Below are 13,486 nucleotides of genomic sequence, written 5' to 3' on the forward strand. Positions count from 1 at the left end.
GGAAGACAATGACAGCAGACCGTTCGGTCGCAGTGATCGGTGCCGGCTTCGTCGGCACCTCCTGCGCCCTTCACCTGGCCCGCAAGGGCTGGACCGTGACGCTGATCGACAAGGGAGGCCCCGCCAACGGGGCCTCTTTCGGTCCGGCGGGCATCATCCAGCGCGAGGCGGTGGCGCCCTATGCCTTTCCCCGCTCGGTGTCGAAGATCCTGTCGGTGCTGATGCGCCGGGGCATCGACATCCGCTATCACACCACCGCCCTGCCCGGCGTGGCGCGCGGGCTGGCAAGCTACTGGTGGAATTCGGCCCCGAAACGCCACGCGAAGGCGACGCAAGCCTACGCGACGCTGATCGAGCATTCGCTGACCGAACACGGTCGCCAGATCGACTGGGCCGGACAGGTGGCGGACGACCTTATCCGCCGCGACGGTTGGTACGACCTGTACCGCACCCCCGCCGGGCTGGCCGGTGGACTGGCCCACGCCAAGGAAAACCACGACGGTTTCGGCGTGCCCTTCGAACGCCTGTCCGGCGACGAGGTCGCCACGCTGGAACCGCACCTTCAGGAACGCTTCACCGGCGCGATCCACTGGCCCGACACATGGTCGGTGCGCGACCCCGGCGAACTGGTCGCGGCCTATGCAGACGCCTTCGTCGCATCGGGCGGAACATTGGTCACCGGCGACGTCACCGACATCGCCAAGGTCAAGGACCGCTGGGTCCTGTCGTCGAACGGCACCGAGATCGCCGCCGCCGACAAGGTGGTCGTCGCCACCGGCGCGTGGACCGACAAGGTCGTGGCAAAGCTGGGGTGGAAACCGCCGCTGTTCGTGAAGCGCGGCTATCACCGCCACTTCAAGGGCGAAGGCAACCGCCCCCTGAACAACTGGGTCGCCGACCTTGAAACCGGCTTCCTGATCGCCCCGATGAAACGCGGCATCCGCCTGACCACCGGCGCGGAACTTGGCCGGCTAGAGACTCCGCAGACCCCGGTCCAGATCACCGAGGCCGAGAAGATCGCCCGCCGCATGTTCCCCATCGGCGAGCCTGCAGATCCAAAGCCGTGGATGGGCGGTCGCCCCTGCACGCCGGACATGCTGCCCGTGATCGGCCCGTCGCCGGACCGCGACGGCATCTGGTACGCCTTCGGCCACGGCCACCAAGGTCTGACGATGGGCCCCGCCACGGGCCGCCTGATCGCCGAGATGATGGGGGGCGAGACGCCGTTCGTCGACCCCGCGCCGTTCCGGCCGTCGCGCTTTCGCTAGGCGGCTGCCGACGGATCAGGGATACGCCACCATCGGCAGGATCAGGCCCCACTTCGTCTCACGCGCAGGGCCCTCGGGTCTGAACCCCACCTTGTGATAGACGGCGATGGCCCGGGCGTTGTCGGGATGCGGATCTATCGCGATCACCGGCGCGCCCGCGTCGAACAGCGCCCGCATCCGCGCCGCGATGAACGCCGTGCCATGCCCGACGCCGACCATCGCGGGATCGCCGATGTATTGGTCGATGCCACGCGACCCTTTGGGCAGATGGGCGAAAGGATGCCCGTCCCAGCCGTGCACGGTATAGTCCTGAATATACGCAAGAGGCCGCCCGCCATGCGACACGATCAACCGGACAACGCGCGGGTCTTTCAGATGCGCGGCGTCATAGGGTTCGTCGTCCTCCCACCACGCGCGAACGTGCGGCATCGCCTGCCACGCGCGCAACATCGGCAGATCGTCCAGCGTCGCCGCCCGGAAGTCATAGTCCTTGGCGCTCATGCCTCGACACTACCGGATCGGGGGCCAGCTGTCCCGCCTGCGCCGCTCAGGCCGTCGTCGTCGCCTCGTCGGCCCACGGCATCCGCTCGAACCCTTCGCGGAAGGCGAAGGTCTTCAGATGGCTGTCGATCACGCCCTTGGCCCGCGTCAGCCCCTCCGCGTCCGGCGCGGTGACCTCGATGGTCAGCGCCTCTGCATCCGCCGTCATGACCGACGGCCCCATCGGCAGGTCCGCCCGGCCCTCTGACGGGGTGTAGGAAACCTCGACCTTATGGCCGAAGTGCTTGCACAGCTGCTGCAAATACTTGGATGCATTTTCAGTCGGCCAGCGCGCGTAAGTTTTCAGCATGGGGGATATCCTTGCGTTTCTGTCAGGATAGTGACTGGACGCCAGCCCGACAATACCCTAGCAAAAGCCTCGGAAACGCCCGCCAGACGGGCCGAGTCAAGGAGTCCCCGATGTTCCGCACATTCACTGCCACGGTTGCCGCCGCAGCGCTGCTTGCCCTGCCCGCGCTGGCCCAGCCCGTCACCATCGAGACCGCGACCGGCCCGGTCGAACTTGAAGCCGCGCCCGAGACCGTAGCCGTCTACGACATGGCCGCGCTCGACACGCTGGACGCGCTTGGCGTTCCGGTGGCCGCGTCGATCGGCAACATCATGGTGGACTACCTTACGCAGTACGAAGGCGACATCGGCACCCTGTTCGAACCCGACTTCGAGGCGCTGTACGCCCTTGGGCCCGACCTTGTGGTCGCCGGTGGCCGGTCCGCGTCGCAGGTGACCGAGCTGCAGAAATACGCCACCACCATCGACATGACCACGATGGGCGGCGACCAGTACGCCACCACGCTGGCCCGTCTCGACGCCTACGGCAAGCTGTTCGGGCTGGAAGACAAGGCCGCCGAACTGGCCGACGCGCTGAACACCCAGCTTGAGGCCACGAAAGCCGCAGCCGAAGGCGCGGGCAACGCGTTGATGATCCTGACCAACGGCCCGAAGATCTCGGCCTATGGCGGCGGCTCGCGCTTTGGCTGGATTCACGGCGCGCTGGACCTGCCAGAGGCGGTCGCAGACGTCGAGGACACCACCCACGGCGAGGCGATCTCGTTCGAGTTCATCGCCGAGGCGAACCCCGACTGGCTGCTGGTGATCGACCGCGTCGCCGCCATCGGCGCCGAGGGTGACAGCGCGCAGGCCACGCTGGACAACGCGCTGGTGGCCGAAACCAACGCTTGGAAGAACGGCCACGTCGTGTACCTGAACGCCGCCGACATCTACATCTCGGGCGGTGGCTATACCTCGACCATGAACACGCTCAAGCTGCTTGAAAAAGCCTTCGGCGGCGCCGCTTCGTGATCGCCACGCGGCTGACTGTCGTCGCGGGACTGCTGGCCCTGGCCCTCGTGAGCGTGCTCACGGGGGTCGCGTCGTTAAGCGGGGACCCGTGGCTTGTGCTGGTCAGCCGCCTGCCGCGCACCGCCGCCGCGATGCTGGCGGGGGCGGGTCTGGCGGTGTCGGGCGTCATCATGCAGATGCTCGTCCGCAACCGCTTTGTCGAACCCTCGACCGCCGGCACCGGACAGGCGGCAGGCTTCGGCCTTGTCGCGGTGACCCTGCTGTACCCGGCCGCCGGGATCTGGCTTAAGATGCTGGCCGCCATCGCCACCGCGCTGGCCGGCACCGCCGGGTTCCTTGCGCTGGTGCGCCGCCTGCCGCCCCGCGACCCGCTGCTGGTGCCGCTGACCGGCATCGTCTACGGCGGCATCATCGGCGCCGCGACCACCTTCCTTGCCTTCGAACGGGACCTGATCCAGTACATCTCGATCTGGATGAACGGAGAGTTCTCCGGCGTCATGCTGGGCCGGTACGAATACCTCTGGATCGCCGGCGGCCTGACGGTGCTGGCCTATCTTTACGCCGACCGCTTCACCATCGCGGGCATCGGCGAAGACGCCAGCCGTAACCTTGGCCTGAACTACGGTCAGGTCATGGCGATCGGGCTGGCCATCGTGTCCGTCGTGACCGCCGTCACGGTCGTTACCGTCGGCATGATTCCCTTCGTCGGGCTGGTGGTGCCCAACATCGTCTCGCGGCTGATGGGCGAGAACCTGCGCCGCACCCTGCCCATCGTCGCCGCCTCGGGCGCGGGGCTGGTGCTGGCCTGCGACATCATCGGCCGCCTCATCCGCTTCCCCTTCGAGATCCCCGTCGGCACCGTTCTTGGCGTCGTCGGCGCGGTCGTCTTCCTCTGGCTTCTTCATGTTCGCCCGCGCCCTGCCCGATAAAACCGTGCTCTTTGCCCTCGGCGCCCTTGCCGCCGCTGCCGCCGCCTACCTTGCGGTCGGCGCGCGCGGGGACCTCGGGTTCATCCTGATGTTCCGTGGCAGCAAGCTGCTGGCGCTGATCACCGTGGCTGTCGCCGTCGCGGTGTCGACGGTGGTGTTCCAGACCCTGTCGAACAACCGCATCCTGACGCCGTCGATCATGGGCTTCGACGCGCTTTACCTGCTGATCCAGACCGCGCTGGTGTTCTTCCTGACGGGCCTTGGCTTCGCCTATCTCGACCCCTTCTCCAAGTTTGCGCTGGACACCGGCATGATGCTGGGCGCGTCTTTCCTGCTGTTCGGCACGCTACTGCGGAACTCGCGCGACCTCAGCCGGATGATCCTGACCGGCATCATTTTCGGCGTCCTGTTCCGCAGCCTTACCGGCCTGCTGAACCGGATGATCGACCCGTCCGAATTCTCGGTGGTCCAGTCCGCCAGCTTCGCGCGGTTCAACTCGGTCAACGCCGACCTCACATGGCTGGCCGCCGGGATCACCCTGCTGGTCACCGGCTGGCTGATCTACCGCCACCGGACGCTGGACGTCATCGCCCTTGGCCGCGAAACGGCGATCAACCTTGGCGTCAACCACGACCGCGAGGCGCGGCACCTGCTGGCGCTGGTGGCGCTGCTGGTCTCGGTCTCGACCGCGCTGGTCGGGCCGGTCGTGTTCTTCGGCCTGCTCGCCGCCGCGCTGACCAATCAGGTCGCGGGCACATGGCGCCACATCGTGCTGCTACCGCTGTCGGGGCTGATCGCCGCGACGATCCTTGTCGGCGCGCAGACGCTGTTCGAACGCGTGCTCCGCCTGCAGACCTCTGTCTCGGTGGTGATCGAGGCCCTCGGCGGCCTCGCGTTCCTGTACCTCATCCTTCGAAAGGCCAGCAGATGATCGGCATTCGCGATCTCGACGTCAGCCTGACCGGCAGCCCGGTGCTGCACGGCATCACCACCACCCTGCCCACCGCACGCCTGACCGCGCTGGTCGGCCCCAACGGGGCGGGCAAGTCGACGCTGCTGTCCGCGCTCGGCCGGCTGGTCGCCCCCACCCGTGGCGAGGTGCTGCTGGATGGCCGACCGCTGGCCGACTACCCCAACCGCGATCTCGCGCGCCGTCTGTCGGTCCTGCGGCAGGACGCGCTGATCGGTCCCCGGCTGACGGTCGAGGATCTCGTCTCCTTCGGCCGCTACCCGCACTCCCACGGCCGCCTCACCGACCTCGACCATGCCCGCGTGGCGCGCGCGATCGACCGGCTGGACCTTCGGGACTTCGCCGGCCGCTACCTCGACTCGCTGTCGGGCGGCCAGCGGCAGCGCGCGCTGATCGCGATGGTGCTGGCACAGGACACCGACGTGATCCTGCTGGACGAGCCCCTGAACAACCTCGACCTCGCCCACGCGCGCCGCGTCATGCAGATCGCGCGGGAAGAGGCCGACGCGGGCCGCACCGTCGTCGTCGTGCTGCACGACCTGACCGTCGCCGCCGCCTATGCCGACCACGTCGTCGCCCTGAAGGACGGCCGCGTCTACGCGCAGGGCGCCTCGGACGAGATCATGACCCCCGACGTCCTGTCCGCCCTCTACGACACCGAGGTTTCGGTCGCGACCGTCGACAACCGCCGCGTGGTCCTTACCCTCTGACCAAAGGCGGCCCACCCGGCCTGCTTCTTCTCTTCCGAAATACCTCGGGGGAGTCACACCACAGGTGTGACGGGGGCAGAGCCCCGTACCTTTTTACGTCACGCACCTCCGGTGCGTCAGATCCCCGCCGCCTGCGGCAGGACGAACGGCACCGGTCCGTCCGGCACCGCATTCACCCGGACCCGGCAGCCGTAGACGCGCGACAGCAGGTCGTCGGTCAGCACCTCGGACGGGTGTCCCTGCCGCGCCATCCGCCCGCCGTGCAACAGCGCCAGCCGGTCGGCGTACATCGCCGTCAGGTTCAGCTCGTGCATCACCGCGACCACCCCGCCACCGCGCCGGGCATAGTCGCGGGCGATCTCCATCACTTCCAGCTGGTGGCCGATGTCCAGCGCCGACACCGGCTCGTCCAGCAACAACCACGACGGACGCCCGTCCGCCACCGGCTCCCAGACCTGCAACAGCACGCGGGCCAGTTGCACACGCTGACGCTCGCCGCCGGACAGATCGTGGTAGAACCGCCCCTCGAAGCCGGCCAGCCCCACGCGGTCTAGCGCCGTCACCGGCAACTCGGTTCGCCGCGCCATGCGGCCCGCCTGCAGGCCAAGGCGCAGGATCTCCAGCACCGTGAACGGGAACGACAACTGGCCCGCCTGCGGCAGCACGCCCCGGCGCGCCGCCAGCTCCCAGCCCTTCATCGCCGACACGTCCGCGCCGTCCAGCGTGACCGTGCCGGAATACGGCACCTCGCCGGTCATCGCCTTCAGCAGCGTCGTCTTGCCCGATCCGTTTGGCCCGGCGATCACCGTGACCTCGCCCGCCCGCGCCTCGAAGTCGACGCCCTTCAGCACCGGCGTCCCCGCCAGCGCCACCTCTATTCCGACAGCGTGCAGCATCAGCCCCCCAATGCCGCGCGGTTGCGCAGCAGGATCCACAGAAAGAACGGCCCGCCCAGCACCGCCGTGACGATGCCGATGGGTAGTTCGGCGGGTGCGACCACGGTGCGGGCGATCATGTCCGCCGCGATCAGCAGCGCCCCGCCCAGCAGCGCCGAGGCGGGCAGCAAAAAGCGGTGGTCCGGTCCGATGGCCAGCCGCAGCAGGTGCGGGACGACGATCCCGACAAACCCGATGCCGCCGGACACCGCCACCGCCGCCCCGGCCGCCGCCGCCACGCAAAGGATCGAGATGTTTTTCATCCGCTGCACCGGGACCCCCATGTGCGACGCTGCCGCCTCGCCCAGCGCCAGCGCGTTCAGCGCGCGCGACAGAAACGGGACGACGCACAGCGCCAGCAGGATGATCGGACCGGCGGCCAGCACCTTGTTCCACGTCGCGCCGGCCAGCGATCCGAGGTTCCAGAACGTCAGGTCGCGCAACTGCGCGTCATTGGCCATGTAGACAAGAATGCCCGACAGCGCCCCCGCCAGCGCCTGCAACGCGATGCCCGCCAACAGCATGACGGCGACCGAGGTGCGCCCGTGGTGCGTCGACACGCGGTACAGCAGCAGCGTGGTGATCCACGCCCCCGCGAAGGCCGCAATCGGCACAAGATAGCCCGCGAAGGGCGCCGCGATCCATGCTGGCAGCAGGCCGCCCAGAACGATGGTGCCCACCGCGCCAAGCCCCGCGCCCGCGCTGACGCCGACCAGCCCGGGGTCGGCCAGCGGGTTGCGGAACAGCCCCTGCATCACCGCGCCCGACACCGCCAACGCACCGCCCACCAGCAGCCCCATCGCCATGCGCGGCAGGCGGATGTCCAGCAGCACGATGCGGTCGCGCGCCGCCAGCGGCTCGCCCGCCACCAGCGCCTTGAGCACCGGCCACAAGGCGGTGCCCGTCGCACCGACCGTCAGGCTGACCACCGCCACGGCGCACAACAGCACCGCCAGCCCGGCCAGCACCAGCCGCGCCCGCGCGCTGCGATCCCCGGCCAAACGTGCGCCGGGGGCAGAGCGCATCCGCCCCGCCCCCGGTCCGATCTCTGTCGACGCCATCGGTCAGGCGCCGCCGTACAGCGCGTCGTGCAGGCTGCGCACCGCGTCCGGCGTGCGGGGACCGAAGCCCAGCAGCAGCAATCCGTCGATCCGCACGACGCTGCGGCTTTCGGCTGCCGGCGTCGCAGAGACGGCGGGCAGCGCGAACAGGTCGTCGTCCGACATGGCGTGTTCGCCGCCCCGGTCCATCATCAGGATCACGTCGGGGGCTGCCGCGATGATCGCCTCTTCGCTGACCGGCTTGTAGCCGTCGAAGCCCTCGACCGCGTTGACCGCGCCGGACATTCGGATGATCCCGTCCGCCGTGGTGTCGGTGCCCGAGGCCATGATCCGACCGCCCTGCGCGGTCAGGATGAACATCACCCGCTTCGGCGTCTCCGGCATCTCGGCGGGGATCGCCTCGGCCAGCGCGGCGTCGACCTCGTCGGCCAGCGCAGCACCCTTCTCGGCCACGTCCAGCGCGGCGGCCACCGCCTCGATCTTGGCGCGCACGGTGTCGCGGTCGAAACCGTCCGGCACCGCGACGAACTCGATCGCCGCCTCTTCCAGCACGTCGATCGTCTCGGCCGGGCCGCTGCCCGCTTCGGCGATCACAAGGTCGGGGTTCACCGACAGCACGCCCTCGGGCGACAGCGCACGCATATAGCCGACGTCGGGCAGCTCCAGCACCTCGGGGGGATAGCTGGATGTGGTGTCGCGCGCGACCAAGCGGTCCTGTTCGCCAAGGGCATAGACGATCTCGGTGACCGAGCCGCCGACCGACAGCACACGCTCGCCCGGGGCCACGTCCTGCGCCAGCGCCCCGCCCGTCAAAGCCGCAAGCGCAACGGCGCCAAGGATGGGAACGGAAGTGATCCGAAAGCTCATGCGACGGCCTCCTTCTCGGCCTCGGCCCGGACGCTTTCGAGTGTCGCGACCACCTCGGCGAAGGCGGGGCGGTGGTCCGTCTCGCCCGACCGGCTGCCGAACACCTGCAGGATCAGCATCCCGTCCTTGTCGAAGCCTTCGATCGACAGCGCGGGCCCGCGCCGGGTGGGCTTTTCCACCGCCCAAAGCTCGGCGACATGGTCCGACCGCAGGTGCAGGTTGAAGTCGGGGTCCAGCACGTTCTGCCACGGCCCCATCTTCTTCATCGTGTTCAGCGGCCCGGTGTGGATCTGGATGCAGCCACGGTTGCCGACAAAGACCATCACCTCGACGCCCTGCGCCGAACAGGTCTCTAGTGCGGTGTCCAGCGCGGCGGGGTCCAGCTGCCGCACCCACGGCGCGCCCGCGATGCGGTAGGCGCCCAGCCGGTTCATCCGCAGCTTGGCCGTCAGCCGCAGGAACTGGTGGGTGTCGGTCATCCGCTCCCATTCCTTCAGCAGGATGTCGCGCTTTTCCGGCTCGGACTTCGGCGCCTCGACCGGTTCGCGCGGCTGCAGCGTCAGCGATTGCGACGCATCGCCGGTGGCCAGCGCGTCGCGGATGGCCAGCCACTCGGTCGGGTCGGCATCCAGCGGCAGGATCACCTTGTGCACGGCATCCCCGGCGGCGTCGAACACCTGAAAGCTGCGGCGCACGCCGTTGTCCGTCTCGACCTCGACCGCAAAGCCGTGGACCCACGCATTCGGGAAGATCCGCAGATCGATCGCGCCATTCAGCACCATCGACGCATGGGCGCCGGATTTGTAATTGTCATACACGCCGGTCTTTTCGCTGACGGCGCTTTCGTTGCGGGTCAGGGCCATCACCGGCCCCAGCGCGCCAAGTCGCGGCACCAGCGCATCGGGGGTCGCGTCGATTCGCGTCGCGCCCTGCCCGACACGCGCGGCGACCAGATCCGCCTCGGTCACGCCGAGTTGAGCGGCGAGGTCGCGCGGGCGCGCCTTGGGGTTGTCATTCATTGCGCGCAGAAGGGCCTGCGGCGAGCTGCCTGCCTTGGCATCCATAGAACGGAGTCCTTGTGGTGTTGGGTATCACGTAGCCTGGCTCGCCGCGCCATGCGCAGGCTTCGCTGGGGCGCCGCAGGATGCTGCCATGCGGCGGATATACTTGACGACTTTAGTCAGCCATTCTAACCAGTGCAACAAGCGATCTGCGTCACACTCGCGCAAATCGGCACCAGCCAGCCAAGCGCCAGCTCCAACACATCATTATCACCACGATTGGGGAAGACATGCGCGTCGGCCACTCGAAAAGTTTACTGTTCTGCACGACCGCGCTGACCGCGCTTCTGGCCGCGCCCCTTGCCGCCCAAGAGACGGTCGACGAAACCGCCGACGGCGGCGTTTTCACCCGCCTTGGCCGGATCGTCCTTGGCTTCGGCGGCACAGAGACCGTCGCGATCGACACCCCGCAGGCCGTCACCGTCCTGAACCAGGACGACATCGACAAGGAACAGGCGTCGACCGCCGCCGACCTGTTCGACATGGTTCCCGGCGTGCAGGGCATCGGCACCGGCCGGGTCGGTGGCGTGTCCTTCAACATCCGGGGCGTCGGCGAACTGGCCTCCTCGGACGAGTCGAAGATCATCGTCACCGTCGACGGCGCCACCAAGTTCTACGAACAGTACCGCATGGGCTCGTTCTTCTCGGACCCCGAACTGTACAAGCAGGTCGAGGTGCTGCGCGGCCCGGCGTCCTCGACCCTGTACGGGTCCGGCGCAATCGGCGGTGTCATCAACTTCGAGACCAAGGACGCCGGCGACTTCCTGACCACCGGCAACCACGCCCTGCGGTTCCGCACCGGCTATACCAGCAACGGCAACGAAAAGCTGGTCTCGGCGATCTACGCCACGCGACCGGTCGACACGTTCGAGACGCTGTTCGCGCTGAACTACCGCAAGGCGGGCGACTATGAAGACGGCGACGGCAACGACGTGGCCGGGTCGGCCTATGACGCGCTGTCCGGCCTGATCAAGGCCAAGTACACCTTCGGCGATACCCTGTCGAAATCGCTGACGGCGTCCTACTCGGCGTGGAACAGTTCGCTGGACGACACCAGCTATGCCCAGACCGACAGCTTCAATTTCGGCACCATCGACCGGGACATCTTCGACCAGACCTTCGCGCTCCGGTACGAGGATTCCGCCCCCGGCAACCCGTGGCTGGATCTGGATGTCGTGCTGACCTACTCGGACACCGACGTCGAGCAGGGCGACTCCTCGCTTCCGGCGATTTCGCCGCTGTTCGAGGATTCGCATTATGCCTACCGCACCCTCAGCCTGAAGGCCGAGAACACCTTCGACGTCAGCTTCGGCGCGTGGCAGAATTTCCTGACCGCCGGTATCCAGCTGTCCCGCCAGGAACGCATCGCGAAAAGCACCAGCGGATCCATCGAATTCCACCCCGAAGGCACCGACCAGAAGATCGGCGCGTACCTGCAGGGCGAATTCGTCTGGAACGACCGCCTGACGCTGGTGCCCGGCATCCGCGCCGACCTTGTGTCGCTGCAACCCGGCGACGGCGGGCAGGACTATGACACGACGCTGATCTCTCCGAAGATCGCGGCGCATTACAAGCTGACCGAGGACCTGTCCGTTTTCGGCTCGCTGGCGCACACCGAGCGCACGCCGACACTGGACGAGATCTATTCCTTCAGCCCCACCGAGCCCGCCAGCGGCGGTCTGGACCCCGAGATGGCGAACAGCGTCGAACTGGGCGTAAGCTATTCCCACTACGGCATTTTCACGGCGAACGACGTGGTCGAGCTGAAGGCGACCGGCTTCTACTACGACATCACCGACATGATCTCGCGCGATACCACGGCAGGCACGCCGTTCTACCGCAACATCGACCATGTGAAGCTGTGGGGCGTCGAACTGGAAGGCGCCTACGAGGCCGAGCGCGGCTTTGCCCGCGCGGCGTTCTCCGACGTGCGCGGCGAGGATACCGCCACCGGCCTGACCCCGACATCCGTGCCGCAACGCTCGCTGGTGCTGACGCTGGGCGGACGGGCACCGGAATACGGGCTGGAATACGGCTGGCGCGGCCACTTCTACGGCGACATCGACTATGGCGACGGCACGACCTACGACGGTTACAACCTGCACGATCTTTTCGTGAACTGGTCGCCGCAGCAGGGCCCGCTGGAAGGGCTGACAATCGGCCTGACCGCCGACAACATCTTCGACACCACGTACCGCAACAGCCTTGCCGGCGACAACGGCGAGGGCCGCTCGTACAGCATCGCGCTGACGCGCACCTTCGAATTCTGATGACAGGAGACACAATGCGCATTTCCAGACACCGCACCCCGTGGCTGGCCGCCGCCGTGATCTCGGCGTCGCTGACCGGCGTCGCACTGGCACAGGACGCCGCGCCGGATACGGAAACAGACACGGACACCGGCACCGCGCCCGCCCTGAAGGTCGAGCTGAACAGCGCCAGCCCGCTGGACGGCGCCTGCCGCCTGACCTTCATGGCGACCAACGGCACCGGCGTCGACGTCGACAAGCTGGTGCTTGAAACCGTGCTTCTGACCACCGACGGCGTGGTCGACCGCCTGACGCTGTTCGACCTGCAGGCCCTGCCCGCCAACCGGCCCCGCGTGCGCCAGTTCGACGTGTCGGGACTGGACTGCGGCAGCCTTGGTCAGGTGCTGATCAACGGCATCCAGACCTGCGACGGCGAGGGGCTGGACCCCGCGACCTGCACCGACGAACTCGACCTGTCGACGCGCGCCGACATCGAGGTGCTGGGGTGACTGTCATCGATGTCCTGCGGGACCGCCTGAACGCCATTCTCGACCTCGGCGGCCCTGTCGTCGCGATCCTGCTGTGCCTGTCCGTCGTGTCGCTGGCGGTGGTGCTGTACAAGCTTTGGCAATACGCCTCTGCCGGGGTCGGCCGCCACCGCAGCCTGCGGCAGGCGATGGCCGAGCTGGACGCCGGGCGAACCGACGCCGCCGCCGGCTACCTGCGCAAAAGCCGCAGCCACCTTGCGCCGGTCCTGCTGCGCGCGCTGAACGCGGGCACCGCCCCCGACAAGACCCGGATCGAGGCCGAGGCCTCTGCCCGCCTCAACCGTCTGGAACGCTGCTTCCGCATCCTCGACAGCATCGCGCAGATCTCGCCGCTGCTGGGCCTGTTCGGCACCGTGCTTGGCATGATCGACGCGTTTCAGGCACTGCAGGACGCGGGGTCTGCGGTCGATCCCTCGACCCTTGCAGGCGGCATCTGGGTCGCGCTGATGACCACCGCCGCCGGGCTTGCCGTGTCGATGCCCACCAGCCTGCTGCTGACGTTCCTTGAATCCCGTCTCGCCCGCGAACGGTCCATCGCAGAAATCGCGATAGAGACGCTGTTCGCGCCGCTGCCCAAGGCCCGCGACAAGGGCGACGTGCTGCAACCCTTCCCGCAGGCCAATGCCCGTTAGAAGCCCTGCCCGGCCCCGCCGCGCGGTCTCGGTGACGTCGCTGATCGACGTGATCTTCCTGCTGCTGCTGTTCTTCATGCTCAGCTCGACCTTCACGAAATTCGCCGAGATCCGGCTGGACACCGGAACCGGCGGACCTGCGGCACCGGCCCCGGCAGCGACGCCGCCGCTGTTCCTGCAGCTTGGCGCCGACACGATCCGGCTGAACGCGCAAGAGGTGTCGCTGGAAGACCTGCCCGACCGGCTGGCCGCCGAGGCGCCCGACGACACCGAAACCGCCAGCCGCACCCTGATCATTGCCCCCTCTGGCGACGACCTGACCTCGCAACGGCTGATCGACCTTCTTGTCGTGCTTCGGCAGCAGCCGGGCTTCGACATCCGCGTTCTGGAGTAACC

Annotated in this window: 15 protein-coding genes; 9 read left to right on the forward strand and 6 right to left on the reverse strand. The window is 68.0% G+C overall.

All coding sequences use genetic code 11. From position 1 onward, the window contains the following. Positions 1–8 precede the first annotated feature (8 nt). Positions 9–1,268 carry an NAD(P)/FAD-dependent oxidoreductase gene (locus P1K30_RS18175; RefSeq protein WP_275634191.1) on the forward strand — a complete coding sequence of 420 codons (1,260 nt, stop codon included), beginning with the start codon at positions 9–11 and terminating at the stop codon, positions 1,266–1,268. A 15-nt stretch (positions 1,269–1,283) separates the two neighbouring features. On the opposite strand, the gene P1K30_RS18180 is transcribed toward P1K30_RS18175, so the two are convergent. Both P1K30_RS18180 and P1K30_RS18185 read right to left on the reverse strand, forming a co-directional pair. Continuing rightward, positions 1,284–1,769 (reverse strand): GNAT family N-acetyltransferase, encoded by a 486-nt coding sequence (locus P1K30_RS18180; protein WP_275634192.1) that lies wholly within the window; start codon positions 1,767–1,769, stop codon positions 1,284–1,286. A gap of 46 nt (positions 1,770–1,815) precedes the next feature. Next, the gene (locus tag P1K30_RS18185; RefSeq protein ID WP_275634193.1) at positions 1,816–2,118 is read right to left on the reverse strand and encodes a DUF2218 domain-containing protein; all 303 of its coding nucleotides are present in this window, start codon (positions 2,116–2,118) and stop codon (positions 1,816–1,818) included. A 110-nt stretch (positions 2,119–2,228) separates the two neighbouring features. On the opposite strand from P1K30_RS18185, the gene P1K30_RS18190 reads away from it, so the two are divergent. The 4 genes from P1K30_RS18190 to P1K30_RS18205 are packed head-to-tail and all read left to right on the forward strand — an operon-like array spanning position 2,229 to position 5,737. Further along, positions 2,229–3,128, forward strand: a complete 900-nt coding sequence (locus P1K30_RS18190) for a siderophore ABC transporter substrate-binding protein (protein WP_275634194.1) — start codon at positions 2,229–2,231, stop codon at positions 3,126–3,128. Further along, a complete protein-coding gene (locus tag P1K30_RS18195) occupies positions 3,128–4,057 on the forward strand; it encodes an ABC transporter permease (RefSeq protein WP_275634339.1) in 930 nt (309 codons plus the stop codon). The genes P1K30_RS18190 and P1K30_RS18195 overlap by 1 nt, the downstream gene beginning before the upstream one ends. Positions 4,058–4,061: 4 nt before the next feature. Continuing rightward, positions 4,062–4,988, forward strand: a complete 927-nt coding sequence (locus P1K30_RS18200; RefSeq protein WP_275634195.1) for an iron chelate uptake ABC transporter family permease subunit — start codon at positions 4,062–4,064, stop codon at positions 4,986–4,988. Beyond that, the gene (locus P1K30_RS18205) at positions 4,985–5,737 is read left to right on the forward strand and encodes an iron ABC transporter ATP-binding protein (protein WP_275634196.1); all 753 of its coding nucleotides are present in this window, start codon (positions 4,985–4,987) and stop codon (positions 5,735–5,737) included. The genes P1K30_RS18200 and P1K30_RS18205 overlap by 4 nt, the downstream gene beginning before the upstream one ends. 116 nt (positions 5,738–5,853) lie before the next feature. On the opposite strand, the gene P1K30_RS18210 is transcribed toward P1K30_RS18205, so the two are convergent. Genes P1K30_RS18210 through P1K30_RS18225 form a run of 4 tightly spaced genes read right to left on the reverse strand, consistent with a single transcriptional unit; the run spans position 5,854 to position 9,664 of the window. Continuing rightward, entirely contained in the window at positions 5,854–6,633 is a 780-nt protein-coding gene (locus tag P1K30_RS18210) for a heme ABC transporter ATP-binding protein (protein ID WP_275634197.1), read from the reverse strand. Next, on the reverse strand, positions 6,633–7,697 hold the full coding sequence (locus P1K30_RS18215) for a FecCD family ABC transporter permease (RefSeq protein WP_275634340.1): 1,065 nt from the start codon (positions 7,695–7,697) through the stop codon (positions 6,633–6,635). Before P1K30_RS18215 ends, P1K30_RS18210 begins: the two co-directional genes overlap by 1 nt. Positions 7,698–7,736: 39 nt before the next feature. Continuing rightward, complete coding sequence (locus P1K30_RS18220; RefSeq protein ID WP_275634198.1) at positions 7,737–8,600, reverse strand: heme/hemin ABC transporter substrate-binding protein; 864 nt, start codon at positions 8,598–8,600, stop codon at positions 7,737–7,739. Further along, entirely contained in the window at positions 8,597–9,664 is a 1,068-nt protein-coding gene (locus P1K30_RS18225) for a hemin-degrading factor (RefSeq protein WP_275634199.1), read from the reverse strand. Before P1K30_RS18225 ends, P1K30_RS18220 begins: the two co-directional genes overlap by 4 nt. A 227-nt stretch (positions 9,665–9,891) precedes the next feature. On the opposite strand from P1K30_RS18225, the gene P1K30_RS18230 reads away from it, so the two are divergent. Genes P1K30_RS18230 through P1K30_RS18245 form a run of 4 tightly spaced genes read left to right on the forward strand, consistent with a single transcriptional unit; the run spans position 9,892 to position 13,484 of the window. Further along, positions 9,892–11,931 carry a TonB-dependent receptor domain-containing protein gene (locus P1K30_RS18230; RefSeq protein WP_275634200.1) on the forward strand — a complete coding sequence of 680 codons (2,040 nt, stop codon included), beginning with the start codon at positions 9,892–9,894 and terminating at the stop codon, positions 11,929–11,931. Positions 11,932–11,945: 14 nt separating this feature from the next. Next, positions 11,946–12,419 (forward strand): hypothetical protein, encoded by a 474-nt coding sequence (locus tag P1K30_RS18235; protein WP_275634201.1) that lies wholly within the window; start codon positions 11,946–11,948, stop codon positions 12,417–12,419. After that, complete coding sequence (locus P1K30_RS18240; protein ID WP_275634202.1) at positions 12,416–13,090, forward strand: MotA/TolQ/ExbB proton channel family protein; 675 nt, start codon at positions 12,416–12,418, stop codon at positions 13,088–13,090. Before P1K30_RS18235 ends, P1K30_RS18240 begins: the two co-directional genes overlap by 4 nt. Continuing rightward, positions 13,080–13,484, forward strand: a complete 405-nt coding sequence (locus P1K30_RS18245; protein ID WP_275634203.1) for a biopolymer transporter ExbD — start codon at positions 13,080–13,082, stop codon at positions 13,482–13,484. Before P1K30_RS18240 ends, P1K30_RS18245 begins: the two co-directional genes overlap by 11 nt. The last annotated feature ends 2 nt before the right edge of the window (positions 13,485–13,486 follow it).

It is taken from the genome of Psychromarinibacter halotolerans, assembly GCF_029168315.1.
In the GTDB taxonomy this organism is placed as follows: domain Bacteria; phylum Pseudomonadota; class Alphaproteobacteria; order Rhodobacterales; family Rhodobacteraceae; genus Psychromarinibacter; species Psychromarinibacter halotolerans.

Bases quoted from the DNA above. Each gene is read 5' to 3' on its own strand.
- P1K30_RS18230 (WP_275634200.1), top strand. From the start codon at position 9,892: ATGCGCGTCGGCCACTCGAAAAGTTTACTGTTCTGCACGACCGCGCTG.
- P1K30_RS18235 (WP_275634201.1), top strand. From the start codon at position 11,946: ATGCGCATTTCCAGACACCGCACCCCGTGGCTGGCCGCCGCCGTGATC.
- P1K30_RS18220 (WP_275634198.1), bottom strand. From the start codon at position 8,600: ATGAGCTTTCGGATCACTTCCGTTCCCATCCTTGGCGCCGTTGCGCTT.
- P1K30_RS18180 (WP_275634192.1), bottom strand. From the start codon at position 1,769: ATGAGCGCCAAGGACTATGACTTCCGGGCGGCGACGCTGGACGATCTG.
- P1K30_RS18215 (WP_275634340.1), bottom strand. From the start codon at position 7,697: ATGCGCTCTGCCCCCGGCGCACGTTTGGCCGGGGATCGCAGCGCGCGG.
- P1K30_RS18245 (WP_275634203.1), top strand. From the start codon at position 13,080: ATGCCCGTTAGAAGCCCTGCCCGGCCCCGCCGCGCGGTCTCGGTGACG.
- P1K30_RS18185 (WP_275634193.1), bottom strand. From the start codon at position 2,118: ATGCTGAAAACTTACGCGCGCTGGCCGACTGAAAATGCATCCAAGTAT.
- P1K30_RS18225 (WP_275634199.1), bottom strand. From the start codon at position 9,664: ATGGATGCCAAGGCAGGCAGCTCGCCGCAGGCCCTTCTGCGCGCAATG.
- P1K30_RS18175 (WP_275634191.1), top strand. From the start codon at position 9: ATGACAGCAGACCGTTCGGTCGCAGTGATCGGTGCCGGCTTCGTCGGC.
- P1K30_RS18210 (WP_275634197.1), bottom strand. From the start codon at position 6,633: ATGCTGCACGCTGTCGGAATAGAGGTGGCGCTGGCGGGGACGCCGGTG.
- P1K30_RS18190 (WP_275634194.1), top strand. From the start codon at position 2,229: ATGTTCCGCACATTCACTGCCACGGTTGCCGCCGCAGCGCTGCTTGCC.
- P1K30_RS18205 (WP_275634196.1), top strand. From the start codon at position 4,985: ATGATCGGCATTCGCGATCTCGACGTCAGCCTGACCGGCAGCCCGGTG.